The organism is Arthrobacter sp. ERGS1:01 (assembly GCF_001281315.1).
In the GTDB taxonomy this organism is placed as follows: Bacteria; Actinomycetota; Actinomycetes; order Actinomycetales; family Micrococcaceae; genus Specibacter.
Map to the genome: position 1 here is coordinate 931,952 of NZ_CP012479.1, position 24,312 is coordinate 956,263.

Below are 24,312 nucleotides of genomic sequence, written 5' to 3' on the forward strand. Positions count from 1 at the left end.
GGCATGGATGAAGTGGGTGTTGTGGCGTCGGGCATCGGCCTGGGGGAGTCGGCGCGCTGGCATGGCGGCAGGTTTTGGTATGCCGACTGGATCAAGGGCCACATCCATGCGATGGACCCCGACGGCACCGAGCACCAATCCATCCCCGTGCCGTCCTTTCCCATTTCCTTCGACTGGCTGCCGGACGGCCACCTGCTCATCGTCTCGGGCTCTGACTGCCGCCTGCTGAGCCTCACGCCGCTGGGCACGCTGGAGCCGGCCGCCGACCTCCACGGGCTCTCAACCTCGCCCTGGAACGAGGTGGTCACCCACGGCGCCAACGCCTACATCAACGGCATCGGCTTCACCTTCCCCGGTCCGGCCGAGGTGGCGGGCCTCATTGCCCTGCTGACGCCCGACGGCGGCACCCGGGTGGTGGCGGACGGCCTCGCCTTCCCCAACGGCATGGTTGTGATGGACGACGGCGGCACCCTGGTGGTGGCCGAATCCCACGCCTCCCGCTTGACGGCCTTCGACATCACGGCCGACGGTTCGCTGGCCAACCGCCGCATCTGGGCGGCCGTCCCCGGCAGCGCCCCGGACGGGATCTGTCGCGGCGACGGCGGAATCTGGTACGCCGACGTACCCAACAAATGCTGCACACTGGTGGCCGAAGGCGGGGAAGTCCGCCAAACTATCCAGCTGGATCAGGGCTGTTTTTCCTGCGTGGTGGGCGGGGAGGACGGCGACACCTTGTTCGTCATGACCGGCGACTGGCCCCAGGCCATGGACCCCACGGCCCCGGCGGGCGGGCGGGTCGTTGCGGTGTCCCTGCGCGGCCGGGGCAGCGGGGCGTGACCTTGCGCTCATCGGGGGCGTCCGATGCCGGCGATTGACGTCACGAACGGTAGTGTTCTAGGTAGCCAAGGCGCTTTTCTCAAAGTTAGCGGCGGCTAGGCCCGTACAGTAACTCGCCGTTGCTGTGCGGGTCGTCTTCGTTTAAGCGCCCGGTTGGTTCGCGCGGCGGGGCTCCGAAGGAATTTCCGCCAATGTCTCCCCAACCCGGCAACAGGCTTATATGCTCGCTCCATGGGAACCTTGCGGGTGGCCGGTGGAGTCTTCACGGCACCCCCATACCGGGGCGGCGGCGCCGCTGATTCGAAAGTGCCAGGCCCATGAAAGCTCCCCGTTCCTCTCCGCGCCAAATGATGCGGGTGTTTGTCCCCGTGCTCCTACTCGCGGCACTGCTGGCGCTGGGGGTGTCCTGGGCCGTGGGGCCGGCCTCGGACGGCAACGGCATCACCATGGAGAGCGCCGGGTACATCATGGTTGCCGCACTTGCCTTGACCTGGCTGGAATGGAGCGCCTATTGGAAGTTGGGCAAGGTCGAGGAACTGTGGGCAAACCCGGACGGGGATTCCGCAAGCACCATGAAGACGGTGAGCTAGCATGAGCAGCACTGCCATCAACACCAGGCCCTTCCTGGCGAGAATGTGGACGCTCTGGGGCTCGGCCCTGATCCACGGAATCTCCCAGATCTTCTTCCAGATCAACGGCTTCACCGGCCTGCTCATCCTGGCCGCATTCTTCACTGAGGACTGGCGCATGCCCATCCTGGTGGTCTTGGGCAGCCTGGCATCCTCGGCGGGCGGGCGGCTCCTGGGTGAATCGACCGCCCGCGTCCACAACGGCTTCCAGGGATTTTGCGGGGCGCTCGTGGGTGCCGCAACATTCGCGGCACTGGGCGGGCAGGCGGCCTCCTTCCCGATCGCCGTCGTCGGCGGCCTGCTCTGCGCCCCCGTGACGTGGTGCGTGCAGTGGCTCTTCACCCACAAGCCGCTGGCGCCGCTGCGGCTGCCCCCGACGACGGCACCGTTTTGCATCGTCGCCACCGTGATCCTGGTCAGCACTCCGTGGCTGCACGTCCATGAACCCCTGGGGCTGGCGGCGGAATCACGGCCGAGCGCGTTCTTCGAGTCCCTGCTGACGAACATTTCCCAGGTGGTCCTGGTGGACAGCGTGTGGGGCGGTGCCCTGATTTTGCTCGCCCTGTTCGTGGCGAATTGGAAGGTGGGCGTCGCGGCGCTCATTGGCAGCACGGTGGGAAGCGTTGCCGCGATCGTGCTGAACCTGGGCCTTGAGCGCACCGTCAACGGGCTGACCGGCTACTCCGGCGTGTTGACGGCCATCGCCTTCGCGGTGGTCTTTGTGCGGGGTACCTGGACCCCGTGGCTGCTGGCCGCCTGGGGCGCCACCGTCACCGCCTTCGCGACCCTGCTCATGGAGCAGGTGGTGGGCCCCACCTACACGTGGCCGTACATTCTGAGCACCTGGGCCGGGCTGGTCTTCGTGGACCTCGTTCCGGGACTTCGACGGGCGCTCTAACGCGCTTAGAGCGCAGTGCCCAGCAGCAGGCCCAGCAACGCCGCTGCGACGGTTGCGGCAGCCATGCCCAACCCATTGCCCAATGCCGCCGCATAACGACGGTCCCTGGCCAGCTGCACCGTCTCATAGCTGGCCGTGCTGAACGTCGTGTAGCCGCCCAGGAAGCCGGCGCCCAGAATGGTGGACAGGCCGGAGGGGAGCAGCGAACCCATGGCCAGGCCCGCCAGGAAGCCCAGCGCGGCCGACCCCGAGACATTGATGATGGTGGTGGCCCACGGATACCCGGCCGGCACCCGGGCACGGATCGCACCGTCCAGGACGTACCGGGCCGTGGCGCCCACGCCGCCGGCCAGGGCAACCAGCACGAAGACCAGGGGCGTCATCGCCCCGACTCCGGCGCGGAAACCGGTCCGGAAATCGGCCCGTGCCGGCGCGCCAGCCGTGCCCCGGCGGCAATGCCGGCCACGGTGGCGCACGCCCCCAGGAGCACCGTCCCCACCACGTACAGCAGGGCGGTCCCAAGGTGTCCGTGGGTGCCCAAGACCGCCGTGTCGGTGGCCAGCGAGCTGTAGGTGGTGAAGCCGCCGCAAAAACCGGTGCCCAGCAGCAGCCTCAGCCGGCCCGCCGCCACGGCCCCGATGCCCGGCCGGGTCAGTGCCTCATAGAGGCAGCCCAGCACGAACGCGCCCGCAAGGTTGATCAGGCCAATTGCCAGCGGCACGCCGCCCACGGTGGGGATGACGAGGGTCAACCCCTCGCGGGCGGCCGCGCCCAGGGCGCCACCGACGGCGACCAGCAGCCACATCCGCCAATTCAAATGGTTGGGCCGGGCCCGCCCCGCCATCAGGCCTCCCGCCACGGCATGGGGGAGCCCAGTCCCGGTGCCCGGGCCGGGATCACCACGATGGGCCGGTTTTGCCGGTGCGCCAGATGTGTTGCCACCGAGCGGTTGAAGAACTCCTGCAGGTTCCCGCCCACGGACCTCTCATGGGTGCCCACCACGATCATGGACGCGTCCAGCCGATCGGCCAGCCGGCCCAGGGCGGCCGACACTTCTCCCGCAAGCACCAGTGTTCGCCACGACACCCCCATGCCGTCGAGGACTTGTTCCAAGCCCGCGGCCAGGCGGGGATCGAACTGGTCCTCGCCGTCGTCCGTGAAGTCCGGATCGAGCGAGGCCGAGGCGACCGAGCCGTCCGGGCCCTCGGAAACCGCCACGCGGCCCTGGTTGACGAATGCGCACACCAACTCGGAGCCGAAGCGGGCGGCAAAGTGGGCGGCCTGCGCCACCACATGGGACGGCTGGCCGGGGGAGACGCCAACGATCACGGGCCCGGGGTTGTGCGGCTTTTCGCTCATAAAGGGAGCCTAGCGCGCGCAGCGGACGATGATGAAGAGGGCAATGGCTGCTAGGCGGGGCCGTTGCGGCGCTCGTCGCGGGCCGACTGGCGTGCGGCCTTCTCGGCGGCCCGGGCGTCGTCGCGGGCCTGCTTTTCCGCCGCACGTGCCGCGTTGGCGTCGGCCCGGGCCTTGGCGGCATCGTTGTCACGGACAAGTTTCTCGGCCGCCTTGACCTGGCGGACCCGCTTGCCCCGGCGCAGCCAGATGCGGGTCAGCACTATCAGGGCCACGGCGCAGGCCACACCGACCACCATGAAGATCTGGCTCCAGGTGCCAAACCAGTTGGCGCTCGTGGCCCAAATGGCGCGGGCGTCGGCGGCGGTCTTGCTGTTCCCATGCAGGACGGCGAGGGTGAGCAGGTTGGGGATGGTCAGCAGCAGGGCCACCACCAGGATTCCCACCCGCACCCACTTGTGCATTTTCTTATAGTGCGCCTGCCATCCGACCACCACGGGGACAAAGGAAAAGACGAAACCGTAGAACATGCCCAACGGAATACTGTTGCCCAGCTGCCCGCCCACCTGGTTGCGGATGGCATGGGCCCACGTCAGCGGCACCGTCACGGAGGCGATCAGATAGGCGATGACAAGGATCACCAGGGCCGCAATCACCACGATCGTGCGCAGCAGCCAGGCCGGCATCTTCCGCCGCGGCTTGGGCGCACCCTCGGTCTCCGCCAGGTTGGACGGGCGCGCATTTTCCGGTGTGGGGGCTGCGGAATCAGTCATGGATGAATCATGTCACCACTGCCGCGAACTGTGTTAGAACAATCGCCGGTTTAAGCCGAAAATCGCTCGAATTCACCTTCGACTTGTCAAGAAGGCCTACACACTAAAGACTGGACATGGCCGGTGGGGGCAACACCTCGTTGACCGTGTTTTACTTTAACTTCAAAATTCCTCGCCAGCGGCGTTGAACCATGAAAGGCGTCCCCATGAGCAACATTCCCGCAGACCTGTCCTACACCGCCGAACACGAGTGGGTCACCGCCCCCGACGCCACCGGCGTCGTCCGTGTTGGCATCACCGATTTCGCGCAGGACGCCCTGGGCGATGTGGTGTACGTTCAGATGCCCGAGGCCGACAGCGACGTCACCGCGGACACCGTGGTGGGCGAGGTGGAATCCACCAAGAGCGTCAGCGACATCTACGCCCCCCTCACAGGCCGGATCAGCGCCCGCAACGAAGCCCTGGATTCCGATCCGGCCCTGATCAACTCCGATCCGTACGGTGCCGGCTGGCTCGTGGAGATCGCCGTCGCCGATGTTGCCAGCTACGGCACCCTGCTCAGCGCCGCCGACTACCAGGAAAAGGTAGGCTAGGTTACAAGCAAGGCCCAAAAGTCCCAGCCGCTTGCCAGCTGTGGGACTTAATATTTTCTTTCACCACGAAACCCGTTCGTAGAAGAGTTCAAAGGAGGAGTACCAATGGTTGACATGGGTAACGACGCCGGAGTGAATGGTCAGGCGCAATCCCAGGATCAGCCGGGTGCTTCAGACACCACGTCGATCCAGCTGCCTCCCGTCCAGCAAGGCCCGCTGCAAACACCGGCCCTCGCGCCGGATGAGCAAAGCGCCGTCAAGTCGCTGCCGGCCGGATCGGCACTGCTGATTGCGCACACCGGCCCCAACGCCGGGGCGCGCTTCCTGCTGGACAGCAATGTCACAACAGTGGGACGCCACCCGGATGCGGACATCTTCCTGGACGACGTGACGGTCTCCCGCCGGCACGTGCAGTTCTTCCGGGTCGATGGCGGCTTCGAGCTCACCGATTCCGGCAGCCTCAACGGCACGTATGTCAACGGCGACCGGGTGGATTCGGTCCGTTTGCACAACGGCAACGAGGTGCAAATCGGCAAGTTCCGCCTGACGTTCTACATCAGCCCCGCAGACGCCGCCCCGAGTTCCTGAGGGCGTCCGTGGCGAGCATGAACCACAGCGCCGGGCGCCGGCTGGTGGACGTACAGTCCGCCGGCAGGCGTCCGGCTGCCGCCGTCATCTTCAACATCGGCGAAGTCCTGGGCCAGCTGACCGAGGACTTTCCCACCGTGACGGCGTCAAAGATCCGCTTTTACGAGGAAAAGGGCCTGATCAGCCCGCAGCGCACTCCCGCCGGCTACCGCCAGTTCCGTGAGTCCGACGTCGAACGCCTGCGTTTCGTGCTGGCCCTCCAGCGCGACCACTACCTGCCGCTGAAGGTCATCCGCGAGTACCTGGACGCGATCGACGCCGGCCTGACCCCGGCAAACCTGCCGCCGGGGGTTTCCATTGCCCCCCGCATGGTCTCCGACGATCTGGCCCTGGAGATGAAGGGCCGCTCACGCCGCCTGACGCCGGACCAGCTCCGCGCCGAATGCGGTGCCAGCGCCGAGCTGCTCGACGCCATGGTCAGCTACGGCCTGGTGGAACAGCGGGGCGGTTTCTTCGACGACCATGCCCTGCGCGTGGCCAAGGCGTGCACCGATTTATCCGTGCACGGCCTGGAGCCTCGGCACCTGCGCCCGTTCCAGGCAGCGGCCGACCGCGAGTTCGGGCTGGTGGAACGCGCCGTGGCGCCGCTGTCCTCCCGCAAGGACGGCATGGCTGCGGCCCGGGCTGCGGAGGCCGCACGGGAAATCGCCGAGCTCTGCCTGAGCCTGCACAGCGCCCTCGTGCAGTCCCGGATTTCGGAGATGGAAGCCCAGTGATCCAGGTTGAGATCGTCGGCGTGCGCATCGAGATGCCCTCCAACCAGCCGCTGGTGCTGCTGAAGGAACAACTGGGGGAGCGGCACATCCCGATTTGGATCGGTGCCTCCGAGGCCACCGCCATCGCCCTGGCCGAACAAGGCGTGGTGCCGCCGCGCCCGCTCACCCATGACCTGTTGTGCGGCGTCGTTGCCGCCCTGGGCCACCGGATTGTCCGGGTCAACCTGACGAAGGTCGAGGACGGGGTGTTTTTTGCGGAGCTCGTCTTTGACGACGGCACCACCGTGGGCTCCCGGGCCTCCGACGCCATCGCCGTCGCCCAGCGTGCGGACTGCTCCATCTGGGCCGCCGAGGCCCTCGTGGAGGAGGCCGGGGTGCTGATCGCCGACCATGACGACGACGCCGAAACCACCGACGCCGACGCCGAGGCGAAGGAACGCCAGGTGCGCCAGTTTCGCGAATTCCTCAACGACGTGGAACCCGAGGATTTCGACAAATAACCCGGCGCCGCGCGGAATCCGGGACCTCGGCTAACCTTAAACCTGAGGCTGAAAGTTTCGACACGCTCAAATTGTTTTTCAAGCGTCTTTGACCTTGGTCCCCAGCCGTTCTAACGTCGAAGTAGTTAGTTCCCATTGCAAGCTGTGCCTGCTGCGGTCACACTTGAGGTTAGGGCCCTTGGTCCCCGCCTTGAATGTTGCGCCCGGCAGCCGGTGCGCAACCATCCGTTGAAGGGGACTGTGAACAGGAGGATCCACGTGAGTCCCAAGAGTGACGCCGGCGAGCTCAACGCCGCAGCCGTCCCCAGTGCAGCCATCACGGCAGGTGCGCAGGGCTTGCTTTTCACCGAGGATTTGCCGGTTCTTGACGAGGACGCCGGATATCGCGGCCCCACGGCCTGCAAGGCTGCGGGGATCACCTACCGCCAACTCGACTACTGGGCCCGCACCGGCCTCGTGGAACCCGCCGTGCGCGGCGCGGCCGGCTCCGGCTCGCAGCGACTCTATGGATTCCGCGACATCCTGGTCCTGAAAGTCGTCAAACGCCTTTTGGACACCGGCGTGTCCCTGCAGCAGATCCGCTCCGCCGTGGACCACCTGCGCGAGCGCGGGGTGGAGGACCTGGCCCAGATCACGCTCATGAGCGACGGCGCCTCCGTCTACGAATGCACCTCCGCCGACGAGGTCATCGACCTGGTCCAGGGCGGCCAGGGCGTCTTCGGCATTGCCGTGGGACGGGTCTGGCGCGAGGTCGAGGGCAGCCTGGCCTCCCTGCCCAGCGAACACGCCCCCGTCCAGACCTTCCCGGACGACGAGCTCAGCAAGCGCCGCGCCGAGCGAAAGATCTCCTAGCCGCAAAAAGGCGCCCGGTTCCGCATTCCGCTCCCGAATAATCGGAATGCGAAATGCGGAACCGGGCGCATTTTTCGTTGTGGGCGGTGGTCCGGCGGTCAGCCCCGGTAAAGGCGGCTGCGCGTGGCGCTTTGCGTCAGCACCGAATCCAGCAGCTTGTCGAACAGGGCCGAGGCGTTCTTGGCCGAATCCCCGGGCCACTGGTGGATCGGGTGCGCTGCGCCCTGGATCTGCTGCCAGTTGGCCTGCTCCGGAATGGTGGGGGAGAGCAGCAACTCGCCAAACATGGTCTTCATTTCCGCCAGGCGGTACGTGTGCTCGTTGGAGCCGCTGCGCACCCGGTTGGCCACGATGCCGGCCGGGACCAGGGCGGGGGCGAACTCGGTGCGGAACAGTTCAATGGCGCGCAGCGTGCGCTGGGTGCCGGCCACGGAGAACAAACCGGGCTCGGCCACGAGCAGCACCCTGCTGCTGGCCGTCCACGCCATGCGGGTAAGCCCGTTCAGGGACGGCGGGCAGTCGATGAGCACCAGCTGGTACGGGGCCGAACCGTCACGGTCGGCATTGGCCAGCACCGTGGAGAGGCGGCGCAAATCACGCTTGCCAAGGTCCGGCCGGTCGTAGATCCCGCTGAACGCCGAACCCATGGCGACGTCGAGGATGGGCGGGGTGGCGCCGTCGTGCTTGTGCGCGGCAAGCCAGCCGCTGGGCACCACATTGGCGGCAAGATCGGCCTTGCGGGAGCCCTTGATCATCCGGCCAATGTCGAGCTGACCGCTGGCATGGACGCCCAATCCCGTGGTGGCGTCCGCATGGGGATCAAGGTCGATCACCAAGGTGGGAATGCCTGCGGCCAGCGCGGCCGATGCGAGGCCGAGCGTGACTGATGTCTTGCCGACGCCGCCCTTGAGGCTGCTGATGCTCACTACTTGCACGGATGAACCATTACCTTTGCGTTGCGTACCGAAATCATGGGCTGTTTGCTGTTCTGTGCCCTTTGCCCCTGACACATACAATAGCTGTGGAACGTTCGCGACTTGGAGAACCCATTGACAAACACCCCAGACAATTTGACCGGCAGCCGGCACCTTGACAGCTATGTGTCGGCCGCATTTAGTGATCGACACATTGGGGTTGGTGCACAGCCCCACGTTCATCATATGTTGAGCGCCCTCGGATTTGGCTCTTTGGAGGAGCTTTCCGCCGCGGCCCTGCCGGAATCGATCTACACGACCGAGCCGATGAGCCTCCAGGCAGCTGTTTCCGAGGAAGCCATGCTCGCCGAGTTGAAGGCCCTGGCCGCCAAGAACACCGTCAACAAATCCTTCCTCGGCCAGGGCTACTACGGCACCCACACCCCCGGCGTGATCCAGCGCAACGTCCTGGAAAGTCCCGCCTGGTACACCGCGTACACGCCCTACCAGCCCGAAATCTCCCAGGGCCGGCTCGAGGCCCTGCTGAACTTCCAAACCGTGGTCTCCGACTTGTCCGGCATGGTCACCGCCAACGCCTCCATGCTTGATGAGGGCACGGCCGCCGCCGAGGCGATGGCCCTGATGCGCCGCACCAACCGAACCGCTCCGGCCGACGCCGTCTTCCTGGTCGACGCCGACGTGTTCCCGCAGACGCTGGCCGTCATCAACACCCGCGCGAAGGCCATGGGCATCCCCGTGCTGGTCCACGACTTCGATTCTTCAAGCAACGGCGCCGGCCTGCCGGACGTGCCGTACTTTGGCGTGCTCCTGCAGTACCCGGGCGACTCCGGACTGGTCCGGGACATCGCCCCGATCATCGCCGCAGCCCACGAGGTGAAGGCCGTTGTCGGTGTTGCCGCCGACCTGCTGGCCCTGACCCTGCTGGAATCTCCCGGCGCCCTCGGCGCGGACCTTGCCGTGGGCACGTCCCAGCGCTTCGGCGTACCCATGGGCTTCGGCGGACCCCACGCCGGCTACATGGCCGTCCGCCAGGGCCTGGAGCGCGCACTGCCCGGCCGCCTCGTGGGCGTGTCGAAGGACGCCGCCGGCAACCAGGCCTACCGCCTGGCCCTGCAGACCCGCGAACAGCACATCCGCCGCGAGAAGGCCACGTCCAACATCTGCACCGCCCAGGTGCTGCTGGCCGTCATGGCCGGCATGTACGCCGTCTACCACGGCCCCGAGGGCCTGCGCCGCATCGCGACCCGCGTGCACGCCCTGGCCCAGGCCGTCGCCGGCGCCGCAACGGACGCCGGCCACCAGGTGGTGCACGCGAACTTCTTCGACACCGTCAAGATCCGCATCGGTGCCGGCAGCGGCCACGCGGCCGCCGAGCTTGTCGCCGCCGCCCACACGGCCGGCTACCTGCTGCGCCAGGTTGACCACGACCACCTCCAGATCGCCGTGGACGAAACCACCACCGAGGCCGACGTCGCCGCCCTCGCTGCCCTGTTGGGCGGCACCGGCTCCTACGGGCTGCCCGCCGATGCCGCCGGCGTCGTCCTGCCGGTTCCGGCGCGCGCCACCGAGTTCATGACGAACGCCGTGTTCCATGCGCACAACTCCGAGACGCAGATGCTGCGCTACCTGCGCAAGCTCTCCGACGCCGACTACGCGCTGGACCGCGGCATGATCCCGCTGGGCTCCTGCACCATGAAGCTGAACGCGACCGCCGAGATGGCGGCCGTGACCTGGCCCGAATTCTCCAACCTCCACCCGTTCGCACCGGCGTCGGACACCGTGGGCATCGTGGAGATGGCCACCCAGCTGGAAGCTTGGCTCGCCGAGATCACCGGCTACGACGCCGTCTCGGTGCAGCCCAATGCCGGCTCGCAGGGCGAATTTGCCGGGCTCATGGCCATCCGCGCCTACCACGTGGAAAACGGCAACCCGGACCGGAACATCGTGCTGATCCCCACCTCGGCGCACGGCACCAACGCAGCCTCCGCCGTCATGGCGGGGCTGAAGGTGGTCCCCGTGGCCACGGACGGCTTCGGCAACATCGACATCGATGACCTCAAGCGCCAGATCTCCATCCACGAGAACGACCTGGCGGCCATCATGGTCACCTACCCATCCACGCACGGCGTGTTCGAAACCTCCATCAGCACCATCTGCGCCATGATCCACGACGCCGGCGGCCAGGTTTACGTCGACGGCGCCAACCTCAACGCCTTGGTGGGCCTGGCCCAGCCCGGCAAGTTCGGTGCCGACGTCAGCCACCTGAACCTGCACAAGACGTTCTGCATCCCGCACGGCGGCGGCGGCCCCGGCGTGGGCCCCGTTGCCGTGGGCGCACACCTGGCCAAGCACCTGCCCGCCCGCGAACTGGGCCTGGACTCCTCCGTGGGCCTGGTCTCCAGCGCTCCCTACGGTTCGGCGTCGATCCTGCCGATCTCCTGGGCGTACATCCGCATGATGGGTCCGGACGGGCTGCGCCGCGCAACCCAGACCGCGATCCTGTCGGCGAACTACATTGCGCGCCGCCTCAGCGAGCACTACCCGGTGCTGTACACGGGCGCCCACGACCTCGTGGCGCACGAATGCATCCTGGACCTGCGCGGAATCACGGCCGACTCCAGCGTGACGGTCGACGACGTCGCCAAGCGCCTGATCGACTACGGCTTCCACGCGCCCACCATGTCGTTCCCGGTGGCCGGCACCCTGATGGTGGAACCGACCGAATCCGAGGACCCGGGCGAGGTGGACCGGTTCATCAACGCGATGATCTCCATCCGCAAGGAAATCGCCGCCGTCCAGGACGGTCTGTGGCCGGCCGGGGACAACCCCCTGGTCAACGCACCGCACACCGCCCAGAGCCTGACCCAGGACTGGGACCACCCGTACAGCCGCGAAGACGCCGTGTTCCCGGCCGGCGTGGACCCGCGCGCCAAGTACTGGCCCATCGTGCGCCGCATCGACCAGGCCTACGGCGACCGCCACCTGGTGTGCTCCTGCCCGTCCATCGAGGAACTCGCCGAAGTCTTCTAGGAGGACCCGTTTGGCCCTGTGGGGAGTTGCTGGAAACCTGGCGGCTCCCCGCAGCCATATCCGTGTTCGGGGCGGTATTGTTACGTGCACGCCCTGTGAGTTCCCGCACATCAATTTGGCGGCGGCGCCGCCGTGGGGCGAAACTGACACCACTTCAACGTTGTCTCCACCGCAGGGCCTCACGCTCATCACCGTGGCGCCCGCCTCCACCAGTACCGCCACCTTCCCGAGTCCGCCCCCGGCCACCCCGGCGGGTGGACGCCTGACCAGCGTTCACACAGGAGTGACATGTTTTCAAAGATTCTGGTTGCCAACCGCGGCGAAATTGCCATCCGGGCCTTCCGTGCAAGCTACGAGCTCGGCGCGAAGACCGTCGCGGTGTTCCCGCATGAGGACAGGAACTCCTTCCACCGGCAAAAGGCCGACGAGGCCTACCTGATCGGCGAGGAGGGCCACCCGGTCCGGTCCTACCTGGATGTTGCCGAGATCATTCGCGTGGCCAAGGAATCCGGGGCCGATGCCATCTACCCCGGTTACGGCTTCCTGTCCGAGAACCCGGGCCTGGCCGCGGCCGCGCGCGACGCCGGCATCACGTTCGTGGGCCCGCCCGCCGAAGTGCTGGAGCTTACGGGCAATAAGTTCCATGCCCTCAACGCCGCCCGCAAGGCCGGCATCCCGGTGCTGAAATCCAGCGAGCCCAGCTCCGATCTGGACACCCTGATCGCCGCGGCCGAGGAGATCGGCTTCCCGATCTTCGCCAAGGCCGTGGCCGGCGGTGGTGGCCGCGGACTGCGCCGCGTGGACACCCGTGAGGAACTGCCCGAGGCCCTCAACGCCGCCATGCGCGAGGCCGACGCCGCGTTCGGCGACCCCACCATGTTCCTGGAGCAGGCAGTGCTGCGCCCCCGCCACATCGAGGTCCAGATCCTGGCCGACGGCGAAGGCAACGTCATCCACCTGTTCGAACGCGATTGTTCGCTGCAGCGCCGCCACCAAAAAGTGGTCGAAATCGCCCCCGCACCGAACCTGGATGACAACATCCGCAAGGCCCTGCACGCCGACGCCGTGAAGTTCGCCAAGGCCATGGGCTACGTCAACGCCGGCACCGTCGAATTCCTTGTGGACACCGTGGGGGAGCGCGCCGGCCAGCACGTCTTCATCGAAATGAACCCGCGCATCCAGGTGGAACACACCGTCACCGAGGAAATCACCGACGTCGACCTGGTCCAGGCGCAGCTGCGCATCGCCGCCGGGGAAACCCTGGCGGACCTTGGACTGAGCCAGGACACCGTCTTCGTCAAGGGCGCGGCCATGCAGTGCCGCATCACCACGGAGGATCCGGCCAACGGCTTCCGGCCCGACGTCGGAAAGATCACCACCTACCGTTCCGCCGGCGGCGCGGGCATCCGGCTCGACGGCGGCACCATCTACGCCGGCGCCGAGGTCAGCCCGCACTTCGACTCCATGCTGGTCAAGCTCACCTGCCGCGGGCGCAACTACGCCACCGCGGTTTCGCGCACCCGGCGCGCCCTGGCCGAGTTCCGGATCCGCGGCGTCTCCACCAACATCCCGTTCCTGCAGGCCGTCATGGAGGACCCCGCATTCATCGCCGGCGACATTGCGACCTCATTCATCGACGAACGCCCCGAACTGCTCAAGGCCCGCATCTCCGCGGACCGCGGCACCAAGCTGCTCACCTGGCTCGCCGACGTCACCGTCAACAAGCCCAACGGCGAGCTGACGGTCCATGAGGATCCCGCCCGCAAGCTGCCCGCCGTCGACCTGGCAAGCGCCCCGGAGGGCTCCCGCCAAAAGCTGGCCGAGCTTGGCCCCGAAGGTTTTGCGGCCGCACTGCGCGCCCAGACCGCCGTGGCCGTCACCGACACAACCTTCCGCGACGCCCACCAGTCCCTGCTGGCCACCCGGGTCCGCACCCGCGACCTCGTGGCCGCCGGACCCGCGGTATCCGTGCTGACCCCGCAGCTGCTCTCCGTGGAGGCCTGGGGCGGCGCCACCTACGACGTCGCCCTGCGCTTCCTGGGCGAGGACCCGTGGGAGCGCCTGGCCAAGCTCCGCACGGCACTGCCGAACATCTGCCTGCAGATGTTGCTGCGCGGCCGCAACACCGTGGGCTACACGCCGTACCCGGCCGAGGTGACGGACGCGTTCGTGCAGGAGGCGGCCGCCAGCGGCATCGACATCTTCCGCATCTTTGACGCGCTCAACGACGTCGACCAGATGGAACCGGCCATCAAGGCGGTCCGCGCCACGGGCACGGCCGTCGCCGAGGTGGCCCTGTGTTACACGGGTGACCTCCTTGACCCGGCCGAGAAGATCTACACCCTGGACTACTACCTGGAGCTGGCCGACCGCATCGTGGCCGCCGGTGCCCACATCCTGGCCATCAAGGACATGGCCGGCGTGCTGCGCCCGGCCGCGGCGGCCAAGCTGGTCACGGCCCTGCGCGAACGCTTTGAGCTGCCCGTGCACCTGCACACGCACGACACCGCCGGCGGCCAGCTCGCCACCTTGATGGCGGCCATCAATGCAGGGGTCGACGCCGTCGACGTCGCCTCCGCTTCGCTGGCCGGCACCACCAGCCAGCCCTCGGCGTCGGCCCTCGTCGCCGCCCTGGCCCACACCGAGCGGGACACCGGAATTGACCTGGCGGCCGTCAGCTCGCTGGAACCGTACTGGGAAGCTGTGCGCCGCGTCTACGCACCGTTCGAGTCCGGCCTTGCCGGCCCCACGGGGCGCGTCTACCAGCACGAGATCCCCGGCGGCCAGCTCTCCAACCTGCGCCAGCAGGCCATTGCCCTGGGCCTGGGTGAGCGTTTTGAGGAAATCGAGGACATGTACACGGCCGCGGACCGGATCCTGGGGCACCTGGTGAAGGTCACGCCGTCCTCGAAGGTCGTGGGCGATCTTGCCCTGCACCTGGTGGGGATCAAGGCCGACCCGGCCGACTTTGAGGCCAACCCGCAAAACTACGACATCCCGGACTCCGTGGTGGGCTTCCTGGGCGGCGAACTGGGCACCCCGCCCGGCGGCTGGCCCGAACCGTTCCGCACCAAGGCCCTGCAGGGCCGGAACGTGGTGCGTGAAGTCGGCGAGCTGACGGCCGCGGACAGCTCCGAGCTGGCCGCGGACAGCGCAACCCGCCGGGCAGCACTGAACCGGCTGCTCTTTGCCGGGCCCACCCGCGAGTTCGCCAAGGTCCGGGACAGCTACGGCGACGTATCCGTGCTGGACACCCGCGACTACCTGTACGGGCTGCAGCGCGGCACCGAACACGTCATGCCGCTGGGGCCGGGCGTACGCCTGATCGCCTCCCTGGAGGCCGTCTCCGAGGCCGACGAGAAGGGCATGCGCACCGTGATGTGCACGCTGAACGGCCAAAGCCGGCCCGTGACCGTGCGCGACCGCAGCATTGAAAGCACCGTCAAGGCCGCCGAGAAGGCCGATCCGTCCGTGGCGGGCCAGGTCGCGGCACCGTTTGCCGGCGCCGTCAGCGTCAAGGTGGCCGTGGGCGACGTCGTGGCGGCCGGCGCCACGATCGCCACGATCGAGGCCATGAAAATGGAGGCCTCCATCACCACCCCCGTGGCCGGCACGGTATCCCGGCTGGCCGTCAGCGGCGTGGCCCAGGTGCAGGGCGGCGATTTGCTGGTGGTGGTGGGCGGCTAAACCCACGGATTCCGCCCCCGCGGACCTGTGGCTGCACCTCACCCCTGCGCTACACTAACAATCACTTAGCACCGCTGCCGCGGCCGGAAAAATTCCTTTCCGGCCGCGGTGGCATTTTCGGTAGTGGAGACCATGGCCAATAGAATCAGCAAGCCGACAGAGAACGACACGCCCGAGGAGGACGGCGCCGCCGCCGACGCCGCGGAATCAACCGTGCCCGAGGCTGTTGCGGACGCCGGGAACGGCGACGACGAGGCATCGACCGGCGCACCCGGGACCGACGCTCCTGAAACCGAGGCCGACAGCGACGGCGCCCCCGCGGCGGTCGACCACGAGACCACCAACGACGATCCCGCCGTTGCCGTTCCGGACGCAACGCCCACGGTGACCGTCATTGCCGGACCTGCGGCCCCAGACGTCGACGTCCTTGGCCTCAAGGTGCCCGCGGCCTCCACCGATCCCGCCTTCACCGGCGCAGTCCAGACCATCACGCCGGTCACCACGGGCCCCATCCCGGCCCAGCCGGCGTCGGCCCCCGGAGCCTTCCCCATGCCGACGAACACCGCCGGACCCAAGCCCGTTACCGAACCGGTCCAAACGGCGGACGCGGCATTGGTGCAGGAGGCGGCGGTCCCGCCGGTTCCCGAGGTGCCGCCGCTTCCCGAGGTGCCGCCCGTTCCCGAGGCGGCCCCGGGCTGGGAACCGCCCACGGCCGGCGCGCCCACCGGCAGCCCGCGCCGGCAGCGCGAGGACGGGCCCGAGCCCGCCGCGGCCCTGACCAGCGACCGCCTGCTCAACAAGGTCGCGGCACCGCCCGTGGCCGGCTGGCGCCGCTGGCTATATACGCTGACCTTTGGCACGGTCAACCTGGGGGACTCGGACAAGGTCCGGCTGGAACGTGCGCGGGAAAACGTCATCGCGTCCCGGCTGGGCGACCACACCCGCTTCGTGCCGGTCCTCTCCCGCAAGGGCGGGGTGGGAAAGACCACGGTCACGACCCTGCTGGGCATGGTGCTGGCGGACATCCGCGAGGACCGGGTCATCGCCATGGACGCCAACCCGGACAGGGGCACGCTCTCGGACCGCTCACCGGGCAGCGCCGACTTCACGGCACGCAACCTGGTGCGCGACCGCTTCACCGTCACCACGTTCTCGCAGCTCTCCGACTACGTGGCCCGGGACGGCTCACGCCTGGACGTGCTGGCCAGCGACACCGACCCCGCGATCGCGCAGGCCTTTGACGACTCCGACTACCGTGCCGTGACCGACATCCTGAGCAAGTACTACTCCGTGGTCCTCACCGACTCCGGCACCGGCATGGTGCACTCGGTCATGAAGGGAACGCTGGAAAAGGCCGACGCCGTGGTGCTGGTTTCCGGCGGCAGCGTCGACGAGGCCCGGCTGGCGTCGGAGACGTTGTCCTGGCTGGAAGCCCACGGCCGGCACGACCTGGTGTCCAACGCGACGGTGGTCATCAACATGTCGGGCGGGGAGACCCAGGTGGACATCGACCAGATCGAGGAGCACTTCAAGTCCCGCGTGCGGAACGTCCTGCGCATTCCCTACGACAAGCACCTGGCCGAGGGCTCCCGGGTGGAACTGGCCAAACTGCGCCCGGCCACCCTGGCCGCCGTGAAGGAGCTGGCGTCCCTGGTGGTCACCGAGCTGCAGAAGGGCCAGCCCCGGAAGGGCTAGGCAGGCTTCTTCGCGGTGTAGATGTCCTCCACGACGGCGTCGAAGTCCTTCAACACCTGCGCACGCTTGACCTTCAGGGACGGCGTGAGGTGCCCGGAGCCCTCGGTGAAGTCGGTGTCGACGATCCGGAACGCCTTGATCGCCTCCGCATGCGAGACGCTCTCGTTGGCCTTGTCGATGGCGCCCTGCACGGCGGCCAGAACGGACGGGTGCTGGGCCGCATCCGCCACGGAGATGCCCTCGGGCAGGCCGTGGTGTTTTCCCCACTGGGGCAGGGCGTCCTCGTCGAGGGTGACGATCGCGGCGATGAACGGGCGGTTGTCGCCAATCACCAGGCACTGCGAGACGATCGCGTCGGCCCGGATCTGGTCCTCCAGGAAGGCCGGGACCACGTTCTTGCCGCCCGCGGTGACAATGATTTCCTTCTTGCGACCGGTGATCTTCAAGAAGCCCTGGTCGTCGAGTTCGCCGATGTCCCCGGTGCGGAACCAGCCGTCGGCGAAGGCCTCCTCGGTGAGGTCGTCGCGGCCAAAGTAGCCCTTCATGACGCAGACGCCCTGGACGAGGATCTCGCCGTCGTCGGCAATCTTGACCGAGTTGCCCGGCAGCGGGGCGCCCACCGTGCCGATCTTGATCCGTTCGGGGCGGTTGACGGTGACGGGCGCCGTCGTCTCGGTCAGGCCGTAGCCCTCGAGGATCTGCAGGCCGATGCCCTGGAAGAAGTGACCCAGGCGTTCGCCCAACGGGCCGCCTCCCGAGACGGCGTGGCGGACGTTGCCGCCCATGGCGGCACGCAGCTTGCCGTAGACGAGCTTGTCGAACACGAAATGCTTGCCGGCCAGCAGGACCGGCACCTTCCCGGCCTGGCTGGCGCGGGAGTAGTCGATGGCCGTCTGGGTGGCGGTGGCGAAGATCTTGCCCCGTCCGTCGCCCTCGGCCTTGAGCGCGGCGGAGTTGTAGACCTTTTCAAAGACGCGCGGCACGGCCAGGATGAACGTGGGCTTGAAGCTTTGCAGGTCCTCCAGCAGGTGCTTGATGTCGGGAGTGTGGCCCACCTTGGCACCGCCCGCCACGGCCAGCACGGAGATGTAGCGGGCAAAGACGTGGGCCAGCGGGAGGAACATGATGGTTTGGGAGCCCGGCGGGACCACGTCCCTGCCCAGCACATCCAGTGCATTTTCGCTCAGTTCCACGAAGTTGTGGTGGGTGAGCATGCAGCCCTTGGGCCGGCCCGTGGTGCCGGAGGTGTAGATGATGGTGGCGACGTCGTCGAGGCCGTTGGCGGTGCGGCGGGCCTCAAGGACGTCGTCGCCAACGTCCTTGCCGGCCGTACGGAGCAGGTCCAGGCCGTCGCCGTCCATCTGCCAGACGTCCTTGAGGGACGTCAGGTCCTCTGCATGGGCGGCCTGGCGGATTACGTTCTCATGCGAGGCGGTTTCGGCGATGACGGCCGCCGCCTGCGAGTCGCCCAGGTTCCAGGCCACCTGGGACGGTGAGGAGGTTTCGTAGATCGGCACCGAGACGGCGCCGGCGAACCAGATCGCGAAATCCACCAGCGTCCACTCGTAGCGGGTGCGGGCCATGATGCCGACCCGGTCGCCCACGTTGATGCCGGAGGCGATCAGGCCCTTGGCCAGGGCGCACACATCGGCGTGGAACTCCTTGGCGCTGACGTCTATCCACACGTTGTCGGCATTGCGACGGGAAAACAGTGCCGGGTTGGTGGCCAGCTTCGCCTGCCGCAGCACAAAGTCGGTGGTGTTCATGCTTCGCGGGCTGACCACCTTGGCCGGAACGGAAATCTCTCGCACAGTGGCTCCTTCGATATGTGGCACCGATTGGGCTTTGCCTAACTCTATCGGGCACACGCCGCTGACGGGACGCCAATAAAGTTACTCATCAGTAACATTATGTTGTTTGCGTCACACTTTCAATTCACTGCCGGGGACCCGTCCATGGCTAGAATCGGTGCATGCACCAACCCCGCCCGGTCTTCCGGCCCACCCTGCGATTTCCCGGCCGCCCGCCCCGCGCCGGCAAGCTGGCACTCGGCATCGACATCGGCGGAACCAAGGTGGCCGCCGGCGTGGTGGACGCCGCCGGGACCATCCGCGAGGAACTGCGCCGGGACACGCCGGGCCGCGACGCGCGCGCCGTCGAACACGTCATTGTCGAGCTGGTGCGGGAACTGTCCAACCGGCACGACATCCGCAGCGTGGGGATCGGCGCGGCGGGCTGGATGGACCTGGCCGGCGGCACCGTCATGTTCAGCCCCCACCTTGCCTGGCGCAACGAGCCGCTGCGGCGCAACCTCGAAGGGCTGCTGAACCGGCCCGTGACGCTGGCCAACGACGCCGACGCCGCCGGCTGGGCCGAATGGCGTTTCGGGGCCGGCCGCGGCCACGGCCGACTGGTGGCACTGACCCTGGGTACCGGGATTGGCGGTGCCCTCGTCATGGACGGCCGGGTGGAACGTGGAAGCTTTGGCATGGCGGGGGAGTTTGGCCACCAAATCATCATGCCCGGCGGGCACCGCTGTGAATGCGGCAACCGCGGCTGCTGGGAACAGTACGCCTCCGGCAACGCGCTGGGCCGGGAGGGCCGCGAACTGGCCCGGGCCAAGTCGCCCATGGCCGCGGCCCTGCTGGAGGCCGTGAACGGCCGCACCAAGGACATCACCGGGACCGTCGTGACCGAGCTGGCGCAGGCGGGGGAGGCCACCTGCGCCGAACTTGTCGGCGAAGTGGGCGAGTGGCTGGGCCTGGGCATCGCCAACCTGGCGGCGGCGCTCGATCCGGAATTGTTCATCATCGGCGGCGGGCTGTCGGTGGCGGGGGAGCTGCTGCTGGAACCGGCCCGGCGCGCCTACGCGAAAAACCTGACCGGCCGCGGATTCCGCAACGAAGCCGTGATTGTCGCAGCCCAACTGGGGCCGGCCGCCGGACTCATCGGCGCCGCGGACCTCTCCCGGGTCCGCCACGCGCGGCGGCTTGGCGCCCGGGGGCGCGGGCGGGCCGCCTCGAGGATCGCCGGAACCGCTTAGACGACGGCGCCGTCGCCGCTGTCGTGGTCACGGTTCTTGGGCAGCCGGTACAGTAGGTAACCGGTCCCGGCCAGGAACGCGGCGATCACGCCGAGCACCACAAACAGCGGGATGCCCCGCCAAAAGATCGCGGCAATGACCAGGAAGATCGGCCCGCCGGCCGCGCCGATCCAGGACGCCATAATGGCCGGGTCCGCGCCGGCCAGGCTGGGCAGCTCCTCCGGCACGAACTCCTCGTCGAGACCGTCGGGATCGCCGGCCTCATAGTCGCGCGGCCCCGCGGCGGCCGATCCGGCCTGTGTGCCCTGGCCATAGACGGGCTCGGACGGTGCCGGACTGCTTTGCCGCTGCCACACGCCCAGCGGGTCGAAGTCTCCCACGCCCTTGGCGTCCTGGAAATCGTCGGGGGCGTCGTCGTCGAGCCCGTCCATGAACTCCGGTTCCTGCAACCTGGCCACCAGGTCCCGCCAAACTTCGTCGTCGCCATTGTCGCCGTCGTTCCCACCCGTGGCGGGCTGGTCCTGGCCGTGGTCAGATTGCACCGGTGTGTCTCCGGAAGAACTCGTTGGATTGGGAAAAGATCTGCGCGGCGTCATTGTCCATGGTGGCTACATGATAGCTGTTGGTCAGCGGCACCACCTGGAGGTCCTGTGAACCAATTCCGGCCTTGATCAGGTCAATGCTGGAATCGGGCACCACGTGGTCCACGGTGGAGCGGAAAACCAGGGTGGGGGCCGTAACCTGCGGCAACAGTTCGATCGTGTTGGTGAACAGCGTGGACAGCTGGTGCACGGCCGCCACCGGGGTGCGCGTGTAGGCGCCCTCCGTGATGCCGGGGGCCTTGATGTCGTCGCCGATCGCCGGAACGCTCTTGAGCACGTATTTGAGGAGCCCGGCGTATTTGGCCCGATTGTCGTCAAACGTCAGGCCCGGATTGACCACGGCGATCCCGGCCACGTCATGATGGGCGGCCACCCGCAGGGCCAGGGCCCCTCCCATGGACAGGCCGGCCACAAAGACGGTGTCGCAGCGGGCGGCCAGTTCCAGGTAGGCCGCCTCGAAGTCGCGGTACCAGTGCTCCCACGGAGTGCGGGAAAGGTCCTGCCAGGTGGTGCCGTGGCCGGCCAGCAGCGGCATGTTCACGGCGTACCCCTCGCCGGCCAGGTACTCCGACCAGCCGCGCATGCTCACGGGGGAGCCGGTGAAGCCGTGGCAGACCGCCACGCCCACGCGGGCCAGGGGGCCGTGTCCATCCGAGCGGTACGATTGCGCCGTTGCCATTAGCCCTCCGTGGGTTTTTCGACCTGCCTCAAAACACCCACGGTTGTTGCGGTCATTGCGCCGCTCACGGGTGCCTCTCTCACTAGACTACTGTTGATACGTTCGTAGCGGGGTAACGCCATGAACGCAGCTTCGCTGAAGTTCATGGCGCCGGAGAGGAACCGAACAGTGATTTATTGGGTGCTTAAGAAGATCTTCCTTGGACCCGTCCTGAAAGTGCTGTTCCGGCCCTGGACCAAGGGGCTGGACAACATCCCCGTCGACGGTCCGGCCGTGCTGGCCAGCAACCACCTGTCCTTCTCGGATTCCATCTTCATGCCCTTGATGGTGCCCCGCCCCGTGGTGTTCCTGGCCAAGAGCGACTACTTCACCGGACGCGGCATCAAGGGACGGCTCACGGCGGCGTTCTTCAAGCTCACCAACCAGCTGCCCATGGACCGTTCCGGCGGCGCGGCCTCGGCCAACTCCCTCCAGACCGGCATCGACGTCCTCAACGAAGGCGGCCTGCTCGGCATCTACCCCGAAGGCACCCGCAGCCCCGACGGACGGCTGTACCGGGGCAAGGTGGGCGTGGCGAAACTGGTGCTCACCGCCAATGTCCCCGTGATTCCGGTGGCCATGATCGGCACCGACAAGGTTCAGCCCATCGGCCGGCGCATCCCCACCATCCGCCGCCTCGGAATCATCTTTGGCGAGCCCATGGACTTCAGCCGCTACCAGGGCCTGCAGGACGATCGATTCGTGCAGCGTTCGGTCACCGACGAGATCATGTACGAACTCATGCGCCTCTCGGGCCAGGAATACGTGGACTCCTACGCCAGCACCATCAAGGACAAGATCGCCGCGGAGAAGGCCGGCAAGACCGCAAAGCCCGACGCCGGCACACCGGCCGAGGCGCCGCGCAAGGCCGGCGACGCCGTCCGCGTGGACCCCGGCGCCACCGTGGCGCCCGGCACCGTGACGGTCATCGGATCCCCGAGCGAGCCCAAGGCGCCGCAGATCAAGGCCGACGACGAACGCGGAGACCCCGATTTGGGTGCGGCCGACGCGCAGGGAACGCAAGGCTAGGAATCAAGGGGCGGGACGGCGGCGGCCGGAGGCTCCGGCGTCGTTCATGACGAACGGGCGCATCTCATGACTTGGACTCGTTCCCCCGTGCCCGGCTACGGGGATAGGCTTGGGGGTGACTGATCTAACTTCTCCCACCACGCCCGTACCCGGCATCTCCGTTCCCGGTGCGGCGGTCTATCCCGGCCTTGACGATTGGCGCAGCCTGCCCATCGCCCAGCAGCCCACGTGGTCCGATTCGCCTGCTTTCGCCCCCACCGTCAAGGAGCTTTCCACGCTCCCGCCGCTCGTGTTTGCCGGTGAAGTGGACGTGCTCCGCTCCCGTCTGGCCCAGGCGGCCCAGGGCAAGGCGTTCCTGCTGCAGGGCGGCGACTGCGCCGAGACCTTTGAAGCGGCCACGGCCGACAAGATCAGCGCCCGCGTCAAGACCATCCTGCAGATGGCGGTGGTGCTCACCTACGGCGCGCAGCTGCCCGTCATCAAGATGGGGCGCATGGCCGGCCAGTTCGCCAAGCCGCGCTCCTCGAACGATGAAACCCGCGACGGCGTCACCCTGCCGGCCTACCGCGGCGACATCGTCAACGGCTACGACTTCACCCCGGAGTCGCGCCTGCACGACCCCGCACGCATGCTCAAGGCGTACCACACCTCCGCCTCCACGCTGAACCTGATCCGCGCGTTCACGCAGGGCGGCTTCGCCGACCTGCGCTCGGTGCACGAGTGGAACCGCGGATTCACCTCCAACCCGGCCCACAGCCGCTACGAGAAGCTGGCCACCGACATCGACCGGGCCATCAAGTTCATGGCCTCCTGCGGCGCCGACTTCGAGGCCCTGAAAACCGTTGAATTCTTCGCCAGCCACGAGGCCCTGCTCCTGGACTACGAGCGTGCGCTGACCCGCATCGACTCACGCACCGGCCTGCCTTACGACACCTCCGCGCACTTCCTGTGGATCGGGGAGCGCACCCGCGACCTCGAGCAGGCCCACGTGGACTTCCTCTCCCGCGTCCGCAACCCGATCGGCGTCAAGCTCGGCCCCACCACCTCCCCGGACGACGCGCTGCGCCTGATCGAGAAGCTGGATCCGAACCGCGAACCCGGCCGCCTGACGTTCATCACCCGCATGGGTGCCACGAACATCCGCGAAAAGCTGCCGAACCTGGTCGAGAAGGTCACCGCCTCCGGCGCGCAGGTCCTGTGGGTCACCGACCCCATGCACGGCAACACCGTCACCTCGCCCAACGGCTACAAGACCCGCAACTTCGACGACGTCATCGACGAGGTCCGCGGCTTCTTCGAGGTCCACCAGTCCCTGGGCACGTTCCCGGGCGGCCTGCACGTGGAAATGACCGGCGACGACGTGGCCGAGTGCCTCGGCGGCGCCGACCCGATCGACCAGGAGGCGTTCCTGACCGGCTACGAGTCCGTCTGCGACCCCCGCCTGAACCACAAGCAGTCCCTGGAAATGGCGTTCCTCGTTGCCGGGGCGCTCGGCCAGAAGTAACACCCGGGCGTGCCATCGGCGGTCGAGCTCGTCGAGACCCGGATGGACAGCCTCCTAACGGGCGGTGTCCGCGCATTGTGCGTGGGCCCCGCCCGTTTTTGTCCCACCGTCGACGGCGCCTTTCCCCACCTTCGGCGGCGCCTTTCCCCACCTTCGGCGGCGGCCCGACGTTTTTCCGTCCGGCTATCCGACACGTCGGCCGCGGGCGGCCTTTGGTGTCTCCTTTACGCCGGACTATAAAAAACGCCGGCTCCGCCGCCTTGTGCC

The 24,312-nt window shown here is 67.7% G+C and carries 22 protein-coding genes; 14 read left to right on the forward strand and 8 right to left on the reverse strand.

The genetic code is table 11. The annotated features are described in order from the left end of the window. Positions 1-3: 3 nt before the first annotated feature. The 3 genes from AL755_RS08075 to AL755_RS08085 all read left to right on the forward strand — a co-directional run bounded on the left by AL755_RS08075 (position 4) and on the right by AL755_RS08085 (position 2,364). Positions 4-837, forward strand: coding sequence for an SMP-30/gluconolactonase/LRE family protein (locus AL755_RS08075; protein WP_054010564.1), 834 nt, complete (start codon positions 4-6; stop codon positions 835-837). 317 nt (positions 838-1,154) lie between these two features. After that, the gene (locus tag AL755_RS08080; RefSeq protein WP_150117069.1) at positions 1,155-1,427 is read left to right on the forward strand and encodes a hypothetical protein; all 273 of its coding nucleotides are present in this window, start codon (positions 1,155-1,157) and stop codon (positions 1,425-1,427) included. Between the two features lies 1 nt (position 1,428). Next, entirely contained in the window at positions 1,429-2,364 is a 936-nt protein-coding gene (locus AL755_RS08085; RefSeq protein ID WP_054010566.1) for an urea transporter, read from the forward strand. Between the two features lie 5 nt (positions 2,365-2,369). On the opposite strand, the gene AL755_RS08090 is transcribed toward AL755_RS08085, so the two are convergent. The 4 genes from AL755_RS08090 to AL755_RS08105 are packed head-to-tail and all read right to left on the reverse strand — an operon-like array spanning position 2,370 to position 4,493. Continuing rightward, positions 2,370-2,747: a fluoride efflux transporter FluC gene (locus AL755_RS08090; RefSeq protein ID WP_054010567.1), complete on the reverse strand. Its 378-nt coding sequence runs from the start codon at positions 2,745-2,747 to the stop codon at positions 2,370-2,372. Continuing rightward, on the reverse strand, positions 2,744-3,169 hold the full coding sequence (locus AL755_RS08095; RefSeq protein ID WP_237762631.1) for a fluoride efflux transporter FluC: 426 nt from the start codon (positions 3,167-3,169) through the stop codon (positions 2,744-2,746). The genes AL755_RS08090 and AL755_RS08095 overlap by 4 nt, the downstream gene beginning before the upstream one ends. 38 nt (positions 3,170-3,207) lie before the next feature. Next, the gene (locus AL755_RS08100) at positions 3,208-3,723 is read right to left on the reverse strand and encodes a universal stress protein (protein WP_054010569.1); all 516 of its coding nucleotides are present in this window, start codon (positions 3,721-3,723) and stop codon (positions 3,208-3,210) included. Positions 3,724-3,773: 50 nt separating this feature from the next. Next, positions 3,774-4,493 (reverse strand): hypothetical protein, encoded by a 720-nt coding sequence (locus tag AL755_RS08105; protein WP_054010570.1) that lies wholly within the window; start codon positions 4,491-4,493, stop codon positions 3,774-3,776. Between the two features lie 206 nt (positions 4,494-4,699). On the opposite strand from AL755_RS08105, the gene gcvH reads away from it, so the two are divergent. The 5 genes from gcvH to AL755_RS08130 all read left to right on the forward strand — a co-directional run bounded on the left by gcvH (position 4,700) and on the right by AL755_RS08130 (position 7,802). Then, positions 4,700-5,086, forward strand: coding sequence for a glycine cleavage system protein GcvH (gcvH, locus tag AL755_RS08110; protein ID WP_054010571.1), 387 nt, complete (start codon positions 4,700-4,702; stop codon positions 5,084-5,086). A 114-nt stretch (positions 5,087-5,200) separates the two neighbouring features. After that, positions 5,201-5,674, forward strand: coding sequence for an FHA domain-containing protein (locus AL755_RS08115; RefSeq protein WP_054012944.1), 474 nt, complete (start codon positions 5,201-5,203; stop codon positions 5,672-5,674). 17 nt (positions 5,675-5,691) lie between these two features. Further along, positions 5,692-6,450, forward strand: a complete 759-nt coding sequence (gene ftsR, locus AL755_RS08120; protein WP_082369017.1) for a transcriptional regulator FtsR — start codon at positions 5,692-5,694, stop codon at positions 6,448-6,450. Continuing rightward, a complete protein-coding gene (locus AL755_RS08125; RefSeq protein ID WP_054010572.1) occupies positions 6,447-6,950 on the forward strand; it encodes a bifunctional nuclease family protein in 504 nt (167 codons plus the stop codon). Before ftsR ends, AL755_RS08125 begins: the two co-directional genes overlap by 4 nt. 258 nt (positions 6,951-7,208) lie before the next feature. Further along, positions 7,209-7,802 carry a MerR family transcriptional regulator gene (locus tag AL755_RS08130; protein ID WP_054010573.1) on the forward strand — a complete coding sequence of 198 codons (594 nt, stop codon included), beginning with the start codon at positions 7,209-7,211 and terminating at the stop codon, positions 7,800-7,802. A 98-nt stretch (positions 7,803-7,900) separates the two neighbouring features. On the opposite strand, the gene AL755_RS08135 is transcribed toward AL755_RS08130, so the two are convergent. Beyond that, positions 7,901-8,737: a ParA family protein gene (locus tag AL755_RS08135; protein WP_054010574.1), complete on the reverse strand. Its 837-nt coding sequence runs from the start codon at positions 8,735-8,737 to the stop codon at positions 7,901-7,903. A 165-nt stretch (positions 8,738-8,902) separates the two neighbouring features. Between AL755_RS08135 and gcvP the strand changes: the two genes are divergently transcribed. The 3 genes from gcvP (at position 8,903) to AL755_RS08150 (ending at position 17,149) form a co-directional block, all read left to right on the forward strand. Then, positions 8,903-11,767, forward strand: a complete 2,865-nt coding sequence (gene gcvP, locus AL755_RS08140) for an aminomethyl-transferring glycine dehydrogenase (protein ID WP_202813572.1) — start codon at positions 8,903-8,905, stop codon at positions 11,765-11,767. Between the two features lie 288 nt (positions 11,768-12,055). Next, entirely contained in the window at positions 12,056-15,454 is a 3,399-nt protein-coding gene (locus tag AL755_RS08145) for a pyruvate carboxylase (protein WP_054010576.1), read from the forward strand. Between the two features lie 132 nt (positions 15,455-15,586). Then, positions 15,587-17,149: a nucleotide-binding protein gene (locus AL755_RS08150; protein WP_082369018.1), complete on the forward strand. Its 1,563-nt coding sequence runs from the start codon at positions 15,587-15,589 to the stop codon at positions 17,147-17,149. Here AL755_RS08150 and AL755_RS08155 read toward each other — a convergent pair. Continuing rightward, positions 17,146-18,960 carry an AMP-dependent synthetase/ligase gene (locus AL755_RS08155; protein ID WP_054010577.1) on the reverse strand — a complete coding sequence of 605 codons (1,815 nt, stop codon included), beginning with the start codon at positions 18,958-18,960 and terminating at the stop codon, positions 17,146-17,148. The genes AL755_RS08150 and AL755_RS08155 overlap by 4 nt on opposite strands. Before the next feature lie 161 nt (positions 18,961-19,121). Between AL755_RS08155 and AL755_RS08160 the strand changes: the two genes are divergently transcribed. Beyond that, on the forward strand, positions 19,122-20,192 hold the full coding sequence (locus AL755_RS08160) for an ROK family glucokinase (RefSeq protein ID WP_054010578.1): 1,071 nt from the start codon (positions 19,122-19,124) through the stop codon (positions 20,190-20,192). Here AL755_RS08160 and AL755_RS23455 read toward each other — a convergent pair. Both AL755_RS23455 and AL755_RS08170 read right to left on the reverse strand, forming a co-directional pair. Next, entirely contained in the window at positions 20,189-20,734 is a 546-nt protein-coding gene (locus tag AL755_RS23455; protein WP_054010579.1) for a hypothetical protein, read from the reverse strand. The two genes, AL755_RS08160 and AL755_RS23455, sit on opposite strands and share 4 nt — an antisense overlap. Further along, positions 20,724-21,473 carry an alpha/beta hydrolase gene (locus AL755_RS08170; RefSeq protein ID WP_054010580.1) on the reverse strand — a complete coding sequence of 250 codons (750 nt, stop codon included), beginning with the start codon at positions 21,471-21,473 and terminating at the stop codon, positions 20,724-20,726. The genes AL755_RS23455 and AL755_RS08170 overlap by 11 nt, the downstream gene beginning before the upstream one ends. 168 nt (positions 21,474-21,641) lie before the next feature. Between AL755_RS08170 and AL755_RS08175 the strand changes: the two genes are divergently transcribed. Beyond that, on the forward strand, positions 21,642-22,541 hold the full coding sequence (locus AL755_RS08175; protein WP_082369019.1) for a lysophospholipid acyltransferase family protein: 900 nt from the start codon (positions 21,642-21,644) through the stop codon (positions 22,539-22,541). Between the two features lie 115 nt (positions 22,542-22,656). Then, positions 22,657-24,045 (forward strand): class II 3-deoxy-7-phosphoheptulonate synthase, encoded by a 1,389-nt coding sequence (locus AL755_RS08180; protein ID WP_054010581.1) that lies wholly within the window; start codon positions 22,657-22,659, stop codon positions 24,043-24,045. Positions 24,046-24,312: the final 267 nt, after the last annotated feature.

What these genes read in the sequence shown, in the direction of transcription:
- AL755_RS08080 (WP_150117069.1), top strand. Translation starts at nt 1,155, where the DNA reads ATGAAAGCTCCCCGTTCCTCTCCGCGCCAAATGATGCGGGTGTTTGTC.
- gcvH (WP_054010571.1), top strand. Translation starts at nt 4,700, where the DNA reads ATGAGCAACATTCCCGCAGACCTGTCCTACACCGCCGAACACGAGTGG.
- ftsR (WP_082369017.1), top strand. Translation starts at nt 5,692, where the DNA reads ATGAACCACAGCGCCGGGCGCCGGCTGGTGGACGTACAGTCCGCCGGC.
- AL755_RS08170 (WP_054010580.1), bottom strand. Translation starts at nt 21,473, where the DNA reads ATGGCAACGGCGCAATCGTACCGCTCGGATGGACACGGCCCCCTGGCC.
- AL755_RS08100 (WP_054010569.1), bottom strand. Translation starts at nt 3,723, where the DNA reads ATGAGCGAAAAGCCGCACAACCCCGGGCCCGTGATCGTTGGCGTCTCC.
- AL755_RS08085 (WP_054010566.1), top strand. Translation starts at nt 1,429, where the DNA reads ATGAGCAGCACTGCCATCAACACCAGGCCCTTCCTGGCGAGAATGTGG.
- AL755_RS08095 (WP_237762631.1), bottom strand. Translation starts at nt 3,169, where the DNA reads ATGTGGCTGCTGGTCGCCGTCGGTGGCGCCCTGGGCGCGGCCGCCCGC.
- AL755_RS08160 (WP_054010578.1), top strand. Translation starts at nt 19,122, where the DNA reads ATGCACCAACCCCGCCCGGTCTTCCGGCCCACCCTGCGATTTCCCGGC.
- AL755_RS08145 (WP_054010576.1), top strand. Translation starts at nt 12,056, where the DNA reads ATGTTTTCAAAGATTCTGGTTGCCAACCGCGGCGAAATTGCCATCCGG.
- AL755_RS08115 (WP_054012944.1), top strand. Translation starts at nt 5,201, where the DNA reads ATGGGTAACGACGCCGGAGTGAATGGTCAGGCGCAATCCCAGGATCAG.
- AL755_RS08075 (WP_054010564.1), top strand. Translation starts at nt 4, where the DNA reads ATGGATGAAGTGGGTGTTGTGGCGTCGGGCATCGGCCTGGGGGAGTCG.
- AL755_RS08090 (WP_054010567.1), bottom strand. Translation starts at nt 2,747, where the DNA reads ATGACGCCCCTGGTCTTCGTGCTGGTTGCCCTGGCCGGCGGCGTGGGC.
- AL755_RS08105 (WP_054010570.1), bottom strand. Translation starts at nt 4,493, where the DNA reads ATGACTGATTCCGCAGCCCCCACACCGGAAAATGCGCGCCCGTCCAAC.
- AL755_RS08150 (WP_082369018.1), top strand. Translation starts at nt 15,587, where the DNA reads ATGGCCAATAGAATCAGCAAGCCGACAGAGAACGACACGCCCGAGGAG.